Consider the following 13,746-nt stretch of genomic DNA (forward strand, 5'->3'; position numbering starts at 1 on the left):
ATAGGTGAGGCTAGGTCAGGCGGCCGCCGTCGACGCCAGCGAGTAATCCATCCACGAAAGCTTGGTCGCCGACTTCCGCCTCAGGTCGTTTTGCGGCACCTTGATCTTCGCCCTGATGATGACGTCGCGGCACCGCCCCAACTTGCGGATACGATCTGCATAATCAGCGGCGTACTGAGGGGCATCGAACATGCTGCTGAGTTGGGCGACACGCTTGCCGTCCATGATCTTGATTACGCGATCTTCTACAGCCTGGAGCCACTGGCTCATTGAAAGCTCGACCCGTAGGCCCTTCTCAATTTTGAAGTCGCGAACCTTGCGCTTCGCCTCTTCGCGGGCGAAGTGTTCATTCATCCCGAATACGGCAAATGCGCTCATGGCGTTACTCCAAGCAATCGAGCGCTTTCTGCAGCAGCTCGTTAGTGGAAAGGACACGCTCATCCGGGTTCATGGCGCGGCGGATGAACTCGCAGGCTGTGGACGCTTGGCTGTGCAGTTCGTTGATTTCATCTTCAGTGTCTTCTGCGCGGCTTTCGAGCATGCGAACGTCTTCGCGCAGCTCATCCCGCTCAGCACTCGGATCAATGCTGTTGTCGGCAATGCGGCGGGCGAGTTCGGTAGCGGCACCAGGATCAAGCGCTGCGTAGTGCAAGAGCTCGTCGTCTTTCAAAGCGTTCACGGGGATGCTCATCGGCAATCTCCAGTCAGACGCCTGCCTCGTCGGCTGGCGTGATTCGTTGAAGTGGGCTATTGGTTTATGTTCGATGCAGTCTGACGGGAGACTGACATGAGATTGCAAAGCGATATCGATGCACTCGCGGCGATCGAGGAAGACGCCCGAGCGATGCTGAAGCGAATAGGAATTCCCGACGACAAGCAGAAACTGGAGGTCGTCATTTGCTTGCGGCAGATCATTGAGCTTGCAACCTACCGGAAAGAGATCGACCGATTTACAGGACCTTCAGCGCAATAGGTGAGGGTGGGGCAGGCGGTCTCCTTCACCGCCTTGTCGGGTATAGGGATGGTCGAAGTCCTGAAGGGAGGATGAATCTATTTCGACATGGTGTTGTGGGAGTTACCACTGTTGTTAATATTTGGATTTAAATCGTACACTTGGTCTTTGCTTTCTTTCTCACCAAGTTTTGGATTTTTGTCGTAATTTGGTGGGTCGTTACACCCACATTGATAACTCGCGGAGGAGAAATTGTTAGTTGCATTTGGTGTGTGTTGACACCACTTTATCGAATCGCAAGCAAACGATTGAGTCGTAACGGATAGCAATAATGCAGCAGAGACTAAATATAGTCTTTTCATAGAAGTCCTTTTTTTCTATGTTGATTAAATATGGGTTCCGAATAACCCATGGCTATAAAAGTAGAGCTAGAGATTGGTTTTGTCTAGAAAGGTGCCGCCCTCCGTGGCCGAATGCGACAGGTGGTATGAGTACTTCTTTGCGCTGAGCTAGGCTTTCAATGCTCAACTTCACGAACGGAGTTCGCGATGGTTATTCGGAACGTTACTAACGACGCAAAGATTGCTGCGGCAATTGGATGGAGTAGGGAAGACGTTAGCCTGTTTATTGTTCACGTTGAGCCAAAGGCTGACGGTTCGGGCTACATTCTGTGGCCTCATCAAGACATGCTTGGCGGACCACGACTTAAGCCTGTACGCCTCGGAAATAAATGGTTGATAGACACAGGGCCAATAGATCTGGAAGAGGAATATCACCAGCTTCCGTGACCGAATGCGAGGTATCGGTAGGGCTCAGGCAGCTGCGCGCTTGAGTTGATCGGTCAGCTGAGTCGGCAGGCTGCGCAGCGTCAGAGTGCCGCCGGCTTCGTCGAACTCGACTTTTGATCCCAGAAGGTGTTGCTCGAAGCTGATCGACAAGCCATCGATGCGGCCGGTGAAGCGCCTGAATTTGTTCAGGGTCTTTTTGTCCGGCAGAAGTGAAGCCGACAGGCCGTAATCCTTGTCGCGAATGAAGTTGGCAAACGCCTTTGGCTGTGCGTCGTCGAGCACTTCGGACAATTCATCGAGGGTAAGCGGTTCGCCGAACTTGGCCTGGGCCATCGCGTAGCTGACCAAGGTGTTGGTCTTCTCTCGGGCGGATTCCTCGCCGAGGTCTTCGCTTTCAACGAAGTCGCTGAAGGCCTTGAGTAGCGTTCGGGTTTCGCCCGGGCCGTCGACGCCTTCCTGCGCGCCGATGAAGTCGCGGAAATACTCGCTGACCTTTCGGCCCTGCTTGCCCTTGAGGTACGAGATGTATTGGCGCGACTGTGGGTTGTTCTTCCACTCGCTGAGGTTGATTCGAGCGGCCAGGCGGATATGGTCCAGGTCCAGGCGCTTGACCGTCATCAGGTGCAGCTCCTCAGTCATGGTCACCGCTTCGGTTTCCTGCACCAGGGCAATGATCAAGTAATCGGTCAGGCCTTGCTGGTAGTGGCAGAAGAGGGCGTGCCCGCCGGTGGTTAGGTTCGATTCTTCCATCAGCCTGGTCAGGTGCTCGACGGCGGTGATGCTGAAGTCGAGGAAGTCGGAGCCGCCAGCCAAGTATTTGGCGAGCCAGCCACGGAGTGGGTACGCGCCAGATTCAGCGTGGAAGAAACCCCAGCCTTTGCCGGCGGTGGTGTTGTAGCTTTCGTTGAGCTGGCTCATCAGATCGTCGCGAGCCTGGCTCTCGACCTGCTCTGCACCGCCGAGGAACAGAACGGCCGGGAGGCCATCGGGTTTTTTGTCGATCTTGTGGATTGCGCTATGGAGTACGGGCATTGCAAATACCTCGGGTAGGCGCCGCCCTCCGTGACCGGAAATTGGCAAAAAGTGGGGTCGTGGGCTATTACTTGATGGACACTATTTTGAAGAAAATAGCTCGAGGAGTTACGGTTTTGTTTACGAGGTGCAAGTGGAAGTTGAAAGTCTAGTTGTATAGCAGTTTCGGTCGGGCTGGTGTGGTGGTCAGGCTTTGTTTGGAATTACTTACTATGACTGAATATGTTGGTGTGCTTGTTGGGTAATCTCACTGATTAATGCGAGGGATGATTTATTATGCTGCCCAAGGAAATGGCGGAAGCTTTGAGTTTTATAGTCAAAGAGCTTAATAGGAATAAAATAGAATACATGGTTATCGGAAGTGTTGCAGCGTGTCTTCATGGTGCAATAATGAACAACCCTCCATCGGATGTAGATATTCTTGTTACGAATTATGGTAAGGCAATGGCGTTATTCAAAAGCTCAAATCTGGCCAAAATAGCAATTAAATATAATGGGGTTGATTTCGAGATTATTAATAATTCCGACGGGGATTTTGGGATTTCTCAAAAATGGGCCATGGAGCTACATTTGGATTCTCCTAATATATCGGTGTGGGTTCCAAATTTGTATGAGACTCTTACCTCTCTCATTCTTAGGCCGGGGATTAGAGAAAAGGAACAGGAAGCAGTTATGAGTTTGATGAAATTAAAAGGGGATAGCCTTGGTTCTGAAAAATACGAGAAAATAGCTTCGCTTTTTGAAAAGAAGTTTGATCTTACGTTGTCAGCCTCCTCCAAGAAGGAGGAAGAGGAGGAAATTGTTGTTGATTTTTCTGTTGCTAGTTCCTCTTCCTCTAGCAAGAATATCTAGAGTGTTTCTTAAACTTTGACGATAAAGTTTTCCGAGTTATCGATAATGTGCATCCTGAGCCGGATCGACGATTTCATCTTCAGGCTCATCGGTGTCGCGATGAATCTTGGCCAAGCTCTGGTTCCGAAACATCCGCGCCACGTTTTCGCTTATCTGAACTTTGTGGCGCGGACTTTCCATCGCTTGGAATGACAATGTCGGCCCGAGCGCATGAGCGTTCAGAATCAGGTTCTGTACGGCCTCGCTCATTTCCTCGATGCCGTTCCAGGCCATCAGCTCATCAAGCTTCTGCCGGGTGCCGAGCCTGACCCGGTGCCGCAGTTCCTTCTCGTCGTATTCGATCCGCTTCTCGGCGGCCTTCGCCGATCGCTCTTGTCCACTCTTGGCCATGGCCAACCTCTTCTATGCCGCTGGTCGGCAGCGCCAGCCAGGTTTGTCGTTTTCGTTGTTGGGTGCGGAAACGTCTCACGCTGCTACCTTGACCTGATTCCAGGCTCCGACCGCTTCAAAAATCCGCGCTGCGTGAGCCTCGTCGAGCGATAGGGATTCAGGAATAGCGATCCAGCCAGAAGCCACCATCTGGCTTTGATTGGCTGAGTCGCGCAATTTCTTGTAGCAGTGCTCGATCACGTCTTCCAGATGGTCGGAGAGGTACACGCCGTCCGGCGCCACCTCTATCGACTTGCTGTAACGATCGCCGCGAGCATCAATACAGAGAGCGCTGAGGTAGATCGTCCAACGGTGGGGGATGCTGCACACAGCCTGGCCAATCTTCCCGGGAGCGATGTTCTTCAGCGATTTGTAGTTGATCATGCCCTGATGGCCGCTGGGGTCGATGTTCACCACCGCAACGTGGTTGGTGGCCAGCAGAGAGCGACATGATCGGTCGATGCGCACCCTGAGGTTGTGCGGTTTGCGCTTGCTCATAATGAGTCCGCCATTTTGCGCAGTGCTCGGCGCTCCGCCCGGTTCAGCGGCCTGGGTTTGCGCTTGAGGATGGTGTCGGGGTTGATTTTCTGTGATCGGGGAGGCGGTAGCGGATTGCGCGGCGGGCTTTTCAGTTCAGCGATTTGCCCGCCGGCGGCCAAAAAATCGGCGATCCGGTTAGAAATTGATTCCGTATTCTGCCGCTGCTGCTCGACCAAGTTGAGGTGGTTGCTGATCATGCTGACCTCACTTTATGCGGATCGAACTGTCGCCACGCTCAAGGTGCGCCCAGACTGGTTCTTCGATAAGTTCATGCTCGGCGTCTTCGCCAGCGTCCATACGCTTTCGCACCGACTGATTGTGGTCCCGGATTTCTTTGAGCTTGGCCGCGATCGCAGTCTTGTCGGGCGTAATGCTGGATTTCACTGATGTGAGCTCGTCCGGCACGGCGTCCTCGTTGTCCACGATCACTTTCTCTTTGCCCAAGGCCAGGGTGATAGTGAACAGCGGTCGCTTGATTGACTTGATGTTGGCTGCTTCCATGTTTCGGCGCAGGTAGTCGCTGATCTGCGTGACGCTGTTCGATTTGACACGCTTTAGCTCGGCCAAGCGCTCAATCTCTGTCTCGATGGCTGTCACGTCGCTTTCGATGTTGCGGCGCAGCATGACGATGTTGTCGGCTTTGATGTTGAAATCGCCCTGGATCTCGTCCATCGCGTATTGCAAGGCCTCTTTCAGGCCTTCGTCGTCGGTGTCGGCCATTGCCTGGAGTTCGGCGAGCTTGCCGGTGAGCGCGTAGAGTTGCGTCATGCTGCTTTCTCCTTGCCCTGCTCGAGGGCGGACTTCCGCTCTTCAAAAGCACGAGTGATGCGTGCGATGAAAGTCGGTTCGTTGCGGCGGGTTGCCTCGCGGATATATTTCACGTTCAGCGTCTTCAGTTCATAGAGCGTTACTGCCTTGCCAATTGTCTCGACCGCTGAATTTAGCCAATCAAGACGCTCCTGTTTTTGGCGCAGGATTTCGGCGTCTTTATCAGCGGCATCCTCAAGGCGCTCCTCATCCTTCAGTTGCTCGACGTAACCGGTATCGTCAAACATGCCCAAGAACACGTCGGCGCTGAAACCGAGCATGGACAGAGATTTTTTGATGGCGTCAGTGAGAGACTTTTTCGGCGCCTCGCCATCTGTTGTTGTGCCGTACTTCGATTTGTAGAGGTAGCGGGTGCAGCCGTACTGCTCGATCTCGCCACGCTTGCCGTCCAGTTCAAACCAGAAGCGAATCTTGATGGTGTGGTTGAGTTCTCGGCCCAGCACCAGGCGCTTATCGCCTTCTCCGCTGATCATTTCGGAGCCTTCGTCAAAGCGCTCTTCCATCACCGACCAGCCGAACCCGATACCGACAGGTCCAAAAACTTCGGTGGCCTTCATGATCATTGCGGTGCCATTGAGGCTGGTAATCTTCTGTCCGCCAACCTCGGCCGCTTTCGTGTAACGGGTATCGGTCGTGCTGACCTTTTCCCATATCTGCATGTTCGTGGACATCATTTGTTCCTCCAGCCGTCAGCGCGCTTGACCAGGTCCTTCAAGGAAGCCGCCGGAAGCCTGCTCATGTATTTTTTGTTGTCGCGGTACCATTCTTCCAGCGCTGCTTTGGGCGTCTGGATGGACACGACGTGGGTGACCTGTTGCTTGTATGTGGTCGAGTTTGCAACTTGCGAATAGAACGCGCCGCGCACGACCACGGTGTTGGTCATACCCTGCTTGATCAGGGTGTTCAGCTCTTCCTGGGATTGAACGGCAATCGCGCCCGGGTGCTTCTGCTGGAAAAGCCTGTAGCAGGCTTCCCGCACAAGCTCGGTGCTGCCGTACTCGACGTATTCAACATCAGGGATACCTTGCTCGATCTTCTCTGCTACCTCGTCGAGTCGGCCGGTATCGATCCAGGCGTTTTTCGATACCTGTTTCAGATCCCAGCCGCTCACCGTTTGGCGGTCACGCTCAAGCTGCAAGTACTCAGGAAGGATGTCGTAGCCGTAGGTCAGATCTGTGTCGCACACGAAAAGCGTGCCTACATACAGCTTTCCGGGCCGTGAAGGGAGGATGTGGCCGTACTTGGTGCCGATAACGTCGCTCATTGACGGTTGCATGCGGAGGCACATGCCGCGAATTTCCGCTTCGTCGTCCTCTGTCAGGCCAGAAACTACGAATTCAACTCCCTGATTCTGCCGGTGCGCTGGGCTTTCGTTGATGCAAAGCACCTCAGCATCGAACTGGTCGCTATGCCGGAACTCTGGCACCCATTGCTTGTTGCCGTTGAGCACCTTCACGTCGTAGCCGTTGCGGGTCAGCACCAGCAGAGCGATCTTGTAGCCCTCGCCGAAGCTGCCGATCGCGTCAGATCGATCAGCTTTGGACGTGCTGCCCAGCACTAGGGTGCTGGCTTCCAACCTTGCAAAGCGGCTGGTGATGAACAGCTGGCCGTCGGCAAAGGCGTATTCGAAAGGTGACTCGCTGTCCAAGGCATTCTGCACCAGCTCACGGATGGCTTCTTTCAGGCCCCAGTGACGGACGTAATCGCGAGACAGCGGGAGTTCGTAGGACTTTGAGCGAATTCGATCTGCAATAGCTGCGAGCATGACTCTCTCCCGCGCCGTGCCGTTGCCGGGGCGCTGAATTTGAAGTTGTGGATTATTGAGTGACGCGATCAGCGAGGGCGCTGAGCAGCATCAGAAAGGCAAAGACGGTGAGAGCAGGGAAAGAGCCGCGCCAGATCAGCAGGCGCCGCGCCCGCTGGCGGCTGGTCAATGGAGGAACCTGTGAGCGACTTGCGGTGGCTGGCAGACGCTGGATGCGTCTCGGATGCCGTTGTAGGCCAGCATCACTACTACCAGGCCGGCGGTGAGCAGCCAGAAGATTGGCTTCATGACCGAACTCTCACCGCAATCCGACCGCCCTTCATGGTTGCCGCCAGACGCTGAGGAAGATTCGCAACGCGCATTTCCCGCGGCTTACCGATCACCTCATTGAAGGGGAGGCCGAAGCCCAGCAAGATTAATTTCGATTCGATCTCGTCGAGCTGCTCATCAATCAGCGTTTTGACTGGTGATGTCGTCATCGTGCCTCCTTGCGCTGCTTGCAAATGTTTCGCAGCCGCTTGCAGTAGTGGTTGAATTCGTCAGAGGTGATTGCGCCATCGGTGAATAGGCGGGTGATCAGTGCCTGGACCAAAAGACTGATGTCCTCTTGGCCAATGGGTGTGGCCACACCGTCGAGCGCCTGATCAATCAGGATGTGCGGGCTCACAGTTCATCGTCCTCGGCCTTGGCTATCAGCGCGTCATCGGCAAGGGGGCGAAGCAGGCCCTCGGCAATTTCGCCAAGCTTGCCCAGCGGGTGGTCGCTGTTGCCAAGCAGCTCGGTCACAGCGGTCTTGTCAGTGCTCCCAATCGCCGCCCTGATCAGCAGCCAACCCAGTGCCGGGGTATGCACTTCGCTATCGGCAAGGCGGTTGTTCACATACTCATCCACTGCCAGGGCGAACTCATCAGCGGTCACGCCTTGCGGAGCGTGCATGCGGCGTTGGAACGACACGCTGCAGCCGCGAAGAAGTTCTTCGGCCGCGTTGTAAAGCCATTCGGACCGAGCGTCCTCATGCGGGCTGTGGCTCACTGGAGGCGGCTTGCGGTGGTGTTTAGGCAAAGAACTATGCGGGGTGTTCATGATCGCCTCCAGATCGGCGAGATGGATTAGGGCGAGGGCCGCCCTGCATCCTTTTTAAACATATTGACCGTGAGGCCATTCAGGGTGATCCATCGGGCTTTAACCGGTGGTCGTCCAACAAAACTCGGCTGCACTCATCCGTTCCGCTGGTTGCCGTTGGGCGCGGAGGGGAGTGCATGTGGGTAGATTCGAAAAGTAACGTGTAGAATCGCTGCGCCATTATTTAGGGAGCGAATGAATGCAAAATTTAGTGCTAGGCCAGGTAGTACGACTGAAGAGTGGGGGGCCGAGAATGACCATTGAACAGATAGGGGACTTTTCTGCTGGCGGATTCGGCAATGGACCAAGAAACGGAGCTAAGTGCAGCTGGTTTGATGCAAGTGGTAAACGTCATATAGAGAATTTTGCAATGGACTCTCTGAAAAGAGCAGATTGAACACTGAGGGAAAGTCATTCGACTTTTGATCGTGTTCTGTTGTTTTTTTTCTGAAGTTCCGCATGTGTGGGCTGTGGTCTTTAGCGCTGGCTGATCTATGTCGCGATCTTTTTGAAGGTGCTAGCTGTCACCACCTTCTCTTCCTCGACACACGAGAGGTCGTAGGCTTCGCTCATCCACTCGATGGCATCCGGCTCAGCATGTTTGCCGCCGCCGTAGTAGTGCGTCCAGCCGACCCATGAGCCGTCTGGCAGCTGGGCAGCGACCGATTTGGCTTCGTAGTGGCGGCCGCCGTCGCACGGGATACCCGTCTCAACATCGCCGCAGCGAGTCTCGTTTCGGCTATCCCAGTGCTCCCCGGCATCCACTAAGGAGGCATAACCAGCATCCGCATCGGCGCCGGTCATCGCGGCGTAATCCAGCGCTTCCTTTTGCTGCCAGCGCGCATCGAGCGCCAGGATCAGGAATTTCATTTTCTGTTCCGGTGTCATCGTCATTCCTCGGTTGTTTTCCCAATGCACCCGTCACCAGGTGCATCAGTGAAACTTTCCGCCGTGACCCGCTACTGGCGTCGGTCATTGGCTATCTCAAATTGTTCTTCCAGCCGCGGGCCTTTCGGCTTGTTCTCCCGCTGGATAACTGTTCTTGGCGTTTTACGCTGCACGCCCGGGTCAGTTGCCAACCCTCTGAACCGTTGAGGCCGGTTCATCGCTGCCTTTGAATCTGGGCCGGTGGTGATCCGGCAAGGTGGAACGTGAAGCGGCATCGCTAAAGAGCGGCGCAGCTTTCGCTGCTAGGCCGGTAATGCGTTGGCTTGAGATGAATTTAAGCAAGCTGAAATTAGCATGTCAAGCATGCTGAATTAATAAATTCAGATTGCTGAAATGTGTGGGCGATAAAAAGCCCGCTCAGTGGCGGGCTCATTTCAGGTTTCGCAGTACTTTCGCCATCCGATTCTTACGGCGCCGCTCTCAAGGCGCTCCATACTTACACCGCTGGTCTCTTCAATCTCCTGAATGACTTGCTGCCATGCTTCAGCGGGTTCTGCTTCAAGTCTGGTCACGGTTATGGCCTGTACCTTTTGAACGCCGGGCGCAGCTATCAGGCGTTGGATGCGCCGGCCAACCAATTCATATGAGTCTCTGGCTTGTGATACGGGTGACGCGATTTTTGACATAGAAAGCTCCTTGCTAATAGCTGTATGTATGTACAGTATTGTTCCTGCCATATTTTGGCAAGAGGCATGTGCGGGGAGGGGGGCGCATTTTCTCCGGGCACAAAAAAGCCCGCGTTTGGCGGGCTCATACTCTGTTGCGTTATATCAGGAGGAAGTCGACTCGATCAGTCTGGTCATTGAGCCTTCAGCCTGGCCAAGCCTTGGTTGATGTGCCCTGCATTGTCGCGGATCGTATCCAGCGCGCCGCGGACGTTACCGCCTATCTCGATCGAGCCCTGGCTCTCAATCAACAGCGTCAGCTCCATAATGGCAGCCTCCAGGGCGTGTTGATTTTCATGCATGCGCTCAAGGACATCGGGGAGAGAGTATTCGGGGGTAGGCATGGCTTCGACTCCATTCGAGGGAGCTGAAAGCGTAGCAGCGGAGGAGGGGAATGAGAAAGCCCGGCGTTGCTCGGGCTCATGTCACTTTCAGTGCACGCTCTCATCCGTCTTGAGCAGCTCAATAATCGCCCTATCCATGGTTTCCGCATTGAATCTCAGATCGCCAACACGAACCCTCAGCTTCTGCGCAGTCTCTGTTGCACCTTCCTTTTCCAGCCAGACCGCGATCTCCTCAAAAGCTTCGCCGATCATCATCTGATTCAATTGAAGGCTGGCCAGCACGGCTGGAACGAGTTTTGGGTGGACCATGGTTCATTCCTCCAATAGGCATTGGGCGCACAAACAACAAAAAGCCCGCACGTGGCGGGCTCTCTGTCGAAGGGGGGGGTGATCCGACAGCTATCAGCTATCAGCTATCGTCAGTGTAGATGGCGTCTGCGGGGGAGCAAGGCGGAATGCAAAAGTCTGGCGCTCTGTTAAAACCGACGCACTAAACGACTGGAGCTGGCTATGAAACGGATGATTGCAATTCTGATAATGATGGGGGCGCTTGGCGGCTGCGCATCAGGATCGGTATGGAAGGCGACTGGCTCGACTGATGAGTTCACCGACAAGACGACGATGATGGTCACTTCAGGTGATTTCTCAGCCGGGACCTCGATCATCACCAGCTCGCTGAAGTTTTACCCGGTCATTCGCAAGGAGGGTGGTGAGCTCTACGTTGGGCTGATGTCTGGCGGCCGTTATAAGATTCCAGTCGGAACGATTCAGATGAGGATCGATCAGAACGAGGCGTGGACCATAACCCCTCAAGAAACTCCTGTTTCAATGGTCCCTGCGATGCCCGAGATTGCCCTAGGTCTTCCGGCGGAACAGCAAGAAATGATCAAAAAGGCGCAGGCTCAAAGCGTTGAAAATGTCTACAAGATGATGAGCCCATACACCGTAGCTGGTGGCGCCAAAGCCAGGTCCATTTTGAAGCAAATGCTTGCCGGGCAAAATATGAAATACAGAACGGTCGGCATTAACCAAGCCGCATCGACCACGGGTGAGATTGTTCTGGATGAATCCTTAGCTAGCTCTTTGAGGCTTATTGGCGTAAATCCTGACAGCTTATAAACCTGTTGAGGCGTAAGACGGAATGAAAAGCCCGGCGCTGGGCCGGGCTTTTCGTTATTTACTTGGCTGTGCTGGTGTCGGTGCAGTTGAGGGGGATGTTTCAGGTTTCAACGTGCTGCTGTCTTTTCCTGACTGAATGGCTGCCAGGGTTGTTTGCATGGCGCCCAATACGTTCGCCTGATTTGCGTAGTAAGCACCAACAAGAATGGCCACCACTGCAAGGAGCTGCACGGCTACCGCCGCCCAGTAGTTAGATTTCACTGTAGCTGCCTGACTGGCAGCGGCTTCAGCTCCTTCGGCAGCCTTTGTTACACGATCTGCAAGCAATTCATAGCGCTTGTCCCGCTCCAATTGAGCCTTGTCGCGCTCAGCCTGAGCGGCAAGGAAACCTTCGATTTTCGCGGACACAGACTCAACCCGAGCATCCATCTTTACCTCGATGGTCTCGAGCTTGGCATTGAATTCTTCGCGAGTAATATCGTTCATGCGTTGAGTATTGCTCACTGTGGCTGGAATGTCAGCAGGCACCACCTCATCCTTTGGCGAGGGAGTGTTGAATGTGCTTACTAGCTCCAGATGGGCTTTCATTGCGTCAGGTGTACTGAACCTACTACTCAAAGTCAGCCTCGCTTACCTCTTCGAGGTCTAATTGCTCCGGCTCCGGGTTCTCATCGATCCACTCCCGCACCTTTCTGGATAGGTGATGCCTTACAAAGCCGCACTCATTGCAATAAATTGCAAATGTTGAAACTTGGCTTGGTTTCGGCCCGTCACGGAGGGGCGTCGCGAGGCGATACGTGCTTCCGTTTTTTGAGGAGCCGATCACCGTCCAACCTTGAAAGCTACAGGCTGGGCAGGGCGAATCTAAAGTCTTCGCTTCCAAAAAGCGGACAAAGTCATGAGCCGATACTGCAAATTGTCTTGTATTCTGAATTTCGTCTTCTGACATCCTGGTTCACGCCTCTAATTGTGTCCTGGGGTGTTAGCACCCTTCGAGCCTCGCCTCTACTCCATCTCCGACTTATCCCGCACAATCCTTCCCGTCTTCACCTCATCGGCGTAAGCAGTCAGCCGATCCTCATCGGCATGGAATACAGCGCACATCCTCAGCACGGCCTGTGCGTCCGCCTCGTTACCAGCCTGGCTCAACCGCTCGGCGATTCGCATCAGTTCTACCGCTGACCACTTCAGATCGGAGGCGACACCCTGGAGGTCGCGCTTTAGGTCCTGCTCAAGTTTGTTTAGCTCCATGGCCCCAACGACGCGCCAGATGATCGGCCGCAAATAGTTGTCCTGACAACACTTAAACCCGGCGGATATCCGAAAAGGTTTGCATGCACACAATTAGCTAAAGGTTGCTCTGATCTTTCTATTCAAAATTTCTGAAGCGCCCGCACAACAACCCCGACGATCCGACAGTCTTCATTGAACGGCTCGATTCGCCAGGCTGGGTTCAACGGCTTCAGGAACAGTTTCCCGCCGTCATTCACCAGCTTCTTGAAAGTGGCTTCGTTACTGTCAGGCAGTTTGGCGATCACCAGCTTCCCTGGTGTTGCTTCTGCCTCAGTGTCCACTAGGATCAGCGTACCTTCTGTAACGCTTTGGCCGACAGGCGACGTCATCGAGTCGCCTTTGACCTCGAGCCAGAACGCGGCGCCCTTCGAGTCGTACTCGGAGAATTCATAACGATCGGAGAAGCCTGCAGGATAGGGCTCAACTGCTTCAGCCCAAGCGCCGGCGGCGACCCAGCTGATAACCGGATAGCGATAGGACTCAATAGGCTGGCGGGCTTCTCCGATGTTTGAGTCGACTTTCTCTACCTCGTTACCCTCGCCGATGGCCAGCCACTCGGCACGAAATCCGGTGGCCTTTGCAAGTGCATACAGGTTCTCCGGTCTGAGGCTTTTGCTCTCGCCGGTAATCCATTGGGTTACAGCAGAGTTTGCGACGCCGCAAAGCGAAGCAATTTCACCCTTCTTTTTCCCACTGAGCGCGATGGCCCGGGCAATACGTTCATGTCTTTCCATGGACCCAATATTAAGTTAACTGAATTTAAGCATGCAGTAGCCAGAAAACCTCATTGACGCAATAACTTAAGCATGCTGAAATTGCGAGAAGCTCGAACGAGGATGCGCAATGAATACGCATGAAGTCGCCGAATTCTTCGGCAGCAAGACAAAACTGGCAGCGGCGCTGGGCATCCGGCCGAGCGCCGTGACCATGTGGGGGGATTCCATTCCAGAGTCCCGTCAATACCAGATTCAAGTTCTTTCCAAGGGCAAGTTCAAGGCGACCAAAAAGGAACAAGCTGCTTAGCGATATCCCTGTCCGCCGATCCATTGAAGCCAGATTAGAAGAGAGC

Annotated in this window: 26 protein-coding genes; 5 read left to right on the forward strand and 21 right to left on the reverse strand. The window is 54.2% G+C overall.

Going from position 1 to position 13,746, the window contains the following annotated elements; all coding sequences use genetic code 11:
• Positions 1 to 15: 15 nt before the first annotated feature.
• Positions 16 to 378 carry a hypothetical protein gene (locus TU81_RS00280; RefSeq protein WP_053078253.1) on the reverse strand — a complete coding sequence of 121 codons (363 nt, stop codon included), beginning with the start codon at positions 376 to 378 and terminating at the stop codon, positions 16 to 18.
• A 4-nt stretch (positions 379 to 382) separates the two neighbouring features.
• On the reverse strand, positions 383 to 691 hold the full coding sequence (locus tag TU81_RS00285) for a hypothetical protein (protein ID WP_088500314.1): 309 nt from the start codon (positions 689 to 691) through the stop codon (positions 383 to 385).
• 96 nt (positions 692 to 787) lie between these two features.
• Here TU81_RS00285 and TU81_RS00290 point away from each other — a divergent pair, with 96 nt between their 5' ends.
• Entirely contained in the window at positions 788 to 973 is a 186-nt protein-coding gene (locus tag TU81_RS00290) for a hypothetical protein (protein WP_048392553.1), read from the forward strand.
• Positions 974 to 1,764: 791 nt separating this feature from the next.
• On the opposite strand, the gene yejK is transcribed toward TU81_RS00290, so the two are convergent.
• Complete coding sequence (gene yejK / locus TU81_RS00300; protein ID WP_048392557.1) at positions 1,765 to 2,772, reverse strand: nucleoid-associated protein YejK; 1,008 nt, start codon at positions 2,770 to 2,772, stop codon at positions 1,765 to 1,767.
• Positions 2,773 to 3,048: 276 nt separating this feature from the next.
• On the opposite strand from yejK, the gene TU81_RS00305 reads away from it, so the two are divergent.
• Positions 3,049 to 3,624 carry a hypothetical protein gene (locus TU81_RS00305; protein WP_048392559.1) on the forward strand — a complete coding sequence of 192 codons (576 nt, stop codon included), beginning with the start codon at positions 3,049 to 3,051 and terminating at the stop codon, positions 3,622 to 3,624.
• A 36-nt stretch (positions 3,625 to 3,660) separates the two neighbouring features.
• Here TU81_RS00305 and TU81_RS00310 read toward each other — a convergent pair whose 3' ends face one another.
• The 10 genes from TU81_RS00310 to TU81_RS00350 all read right to left on the reverse strand — a co-directional run bounded on the left by TU81_RS00310 (position 3,661) and on the right by TU81_RS00350 (position 8,269).
• Positions 3,661 to 4,014, reverse strand: a complete 354-nt coding sequence (locus tag TU81_RS00310) for a hypothetical protein (protein ID WP_048392562.1) — start codon at positions 4,012 to 4,014, stop codon at positions 3,661 to 3,663.
• A 75-nt stretch (positions 4,015 to 4,089) separates the two neighbouring features.
• Entirely contained in the window at positions 4,090 to 4,551 is a 462-nt protein-coding gene (locus TU81_RS00315; protein ID WP_048392564.1) for a hypothetical protein, read from the reverse strand.
• Complete coding sequence (locus TU81_RS00320) at positions 4,548 to 4,790, reverse strand: hypothetical protein (protein ID WP_048392567.1); 243 nt, start codon at positions 4,788 to 4,790, stop codon at positions 4,548 to 4,550. The genes TU81_RS00315 and TU81_RS00320 overlap by 4 nt, the downstream gene beginning before the upstream one ends.
• A 7-nt stretch (positions 4,791 to 4,797) precedes the next feature.
• Positions 4,798 to 5,361, reverse strand: a complete 564-nt coding sequence (locus tag TU81_RS00325) for a siphovirus Gp157 family protein (protein ID WP_048392569.1) — start codon at positions 5,359 to 5,361, stop codon at positions 4,798 to 4,800.
• Positions 5,358 to 6,095: a hypothetical protein gene (locus TU81_RS00330; RefSeq protein ID WP_048392572.1), complete on the reverse strand. Its 738-nt coding sequence runs from the start codon at positions 6,093 to 6,095 to the stop codon at positions 5,358 to 5,360. Before TU81_RS00330 ends, TU81_RS00325 begins: the two co-directional genes overlap by 4 nt.
• Complete coding sequence (locus TU81_RS00335; RefSeq protein ID WP_048392574.1) at positions 6,092 to 7,186, reverse strand: hypothetical protein; 1,095 nt, start codon at positions 7,184 to 7,186, stop codon at positions 6,092 to 6,094. The genes TU81_RS00330 and TU81_RS00335 overlap by 4 nt, the downstream gene beginning before the upstream one ends.
• A 165-nt stretch (positions 7,187 to 7,351) precedes the next feature.
• On the reverse strand, positions 7,352 to 7,474 hold the full coding sequence (locus tag TU81_RS30910) for a hypothetical protein (RefSeq protein ID WP_267885870.1): 123 nt from the start codon (positions 7,472 to 7,474) through the stop codon (positions 7,352 to 7,354).
• On the reverse strand, positions 7,471 to 7,665 hold the full coding sequence (locus TU81_RS00340; RefSeq protein WP_048392576.1) for a hypothetical protein: 195 nt from the start codon (positions 7,663 to 7,665) through the stop codon (positions 7,471 to 7,473). The genes TU81_RS30910 and TU81_RS00340 overlap by 4 nt, the downstream gene beginning before the upstream one ends.
• Complete coding sequence (locus tag TU81_RS00345; protein WP_048392578.1) at positions 7,662 to 7,853, reverse strand: hypothetical protein; 192 nt, start codon at positions 7,851 to 7,853, stop codon at positions 7,662 to 7,664. The genes TU81_RS00340 and TU81_RS00345 overlap by 4 nt, the downstream gene beginning before the upstream one ends.
• Entirely contained in the window at positions 7,850 to 8,269 is a 420-nt protein-coding gene (locus TU81_RS00350) for a hypothetical protein (RefSeq protein WP_048392580.1), read from the reverse strand. The genes TU81_RS00345 and TU81_RS00350 overlap by 4 nt, the downstream gene beginning before the upstream one ends.
• A gap of 238 nt (positions 8,270 to 8,507) precedes the next feature.
• Between TU81_RS00350 and TU81_RS29165 the strand changes: the two genes are divergently transcribed.
• On the forward strand, positions 8,508 to 8,705 hold the full coding sequence (locus tag TU81_RS29165; protein ID WP_082157781.1) for a YodC family protein: 198 nt from the start codon (positions 8,508 to 8,510) through the stop codon (positions 8,703 to 8,705).
• Positions 8,706 to 8,800: 95 nt separating this feature from the next.
• Here TU81_RS29165 and TU81_RS00355 read toward each other — a convergent pair whose 3' ends face one another.
• From TU81_RS00355 to TU81_RS00370, 4 genes are all read right to left on the reverse strand, one after another.
• A complete protein-coding gene (locus TU81_RS00355; RefSeq protein WP_197679436.1) occupies positions 8,801 to 9,178 on the reverse strand; it encodes a hypothetical protein in 378 nt (125 codons plus the stop codon).
• A gap of 452 nt (positions 9,179 to 9,630) precedes the next feature.
• Positions 9,631 to 9,882, reverse strand: a complete 252-nt coding sequence (locus tag TU81_RS00360; RefSeq protein WP_048392587.1) for a DUF1654 domain-containing protein — start codon at positions 9,880 to 9,882, stop codon at positions 9,631 to 9,633.
• 173 nt (positions 9,883 to 10,055) lie between these two features.
• A complete protein-coding gene (locus TU81_RS00365; protein ID WP_048392588.1) occupies positions 10,056 to 10,265 on the reverse strand; it encodes a hypothetical protein in 210 nt (69 codons plus the stop codon).
• Positions 10,266 to 10,352: 87 nt separating this feature from the next.
• Positions 10,353 to 10,574: a hypothetical protein gene (locus tag TU81_RS00370; protein WP_048392590.1), complete on the reverse strand. Its 222-nt coding sequence runs from the start codon at positions 10,572 to 10,574 to the stop codon at positions 10,353 to 10,355.
• 201 nt (positions 10,575 to 10,775) lie between these two features.
• Between TU81_RS00370 and TU81_RS00375 the strand changes: the two genes are divergently transcribed.
• Complete coding sequence (locus tag TU81_RS00375; protein WP_048392592.1) at positions 10,776 to 11,384, forward strand: hypothetical protein; 609 nt, start codon at positions 10,776 to 10,778, stop codon at positions 11,382 to 11,384.
• A 54-nt stretch (positions 11,385 to 11,438) separates the two neighbouring features.
• On the opposite strand, the gene TU81_RS00380 is transcribed toward TU81_RS00375, so the two are convergent.
• The 4 genes from TU81_RS00380 to TU81_RS00390 form a co-directional block, all read right to left on the reverse strand.
• A complete protein-coding gene (locus TU81_RS00380) occupies positions 11,439 to 11,912 on the reverse strand; it encodes a hypothetical protein (RefSeq protein ID WP_231983777.1) in 474 nt (157 codons plus the stop codon).
• Between the two features lie 82 nt (positions 11,913 to 11,994).
• Positions 11,995 to 12,333: a hypothetical protein gene (locus TU81_RS29170; protein WP_082157782.1), complete on the reverse strand. Its 339-nt coding sequence runs from the start codon at positions 12,331 to 12,333 to the stop codon at positions 11,995 to 11,997.
• A 56-nt stretch (positions 12,334 to 12,389) separates the two neighbouring features.
• Positions 12,390 to 12,635, reverse strand: a complete 246-nt coding sequence (locus tag TU81_RS00385; RefSeq protein ID WP_048393565.1) for a hypothetical protein — start codon at positions 12,633 to 12,635, stop codon at positions 12,390 to 12,392.
• Positions 12,636 to 12,757: 122 nt separating this feature from the next.
• Complete coding sequence (locus tag TU81_RS00390) at positions 12,758 to 13,411, reverse strand: LexA family protein (protein WP_048392594.1); 654 nt, start codon at positions 13,409 to 13,411, stop codon at positions 12,758 to 12,760.
• Between the two features lie 109 nt (positions 13,412 to 13,520).
• Between TU81_RS00390 and TU81_RS00395 the strand changes: the two genes are divergently transcribed.
• Entirely contained in the window at positions 13,521 to 13,700 is a 180-nt protein-coding gene (locus TU81_RS00395; protein ID WP_048392596.1) for a Cro/CI family transcriptional regulator, read from the forward strand.
• The last annotated feature ends 46 nt before the right edge of the window (positions 13,701 to 13,746 follow it).

Origin of the sequence: Pseudomonas lini (assembly GCF_001042905.1) — a bacterium.
Lineage (GTDB): Bacteria > Pseudomonadota > Gammaproteobacteria > Pseudomonadales > Pseudomonadaceae > Aquipseudomonas > Aquipseudomonas lini.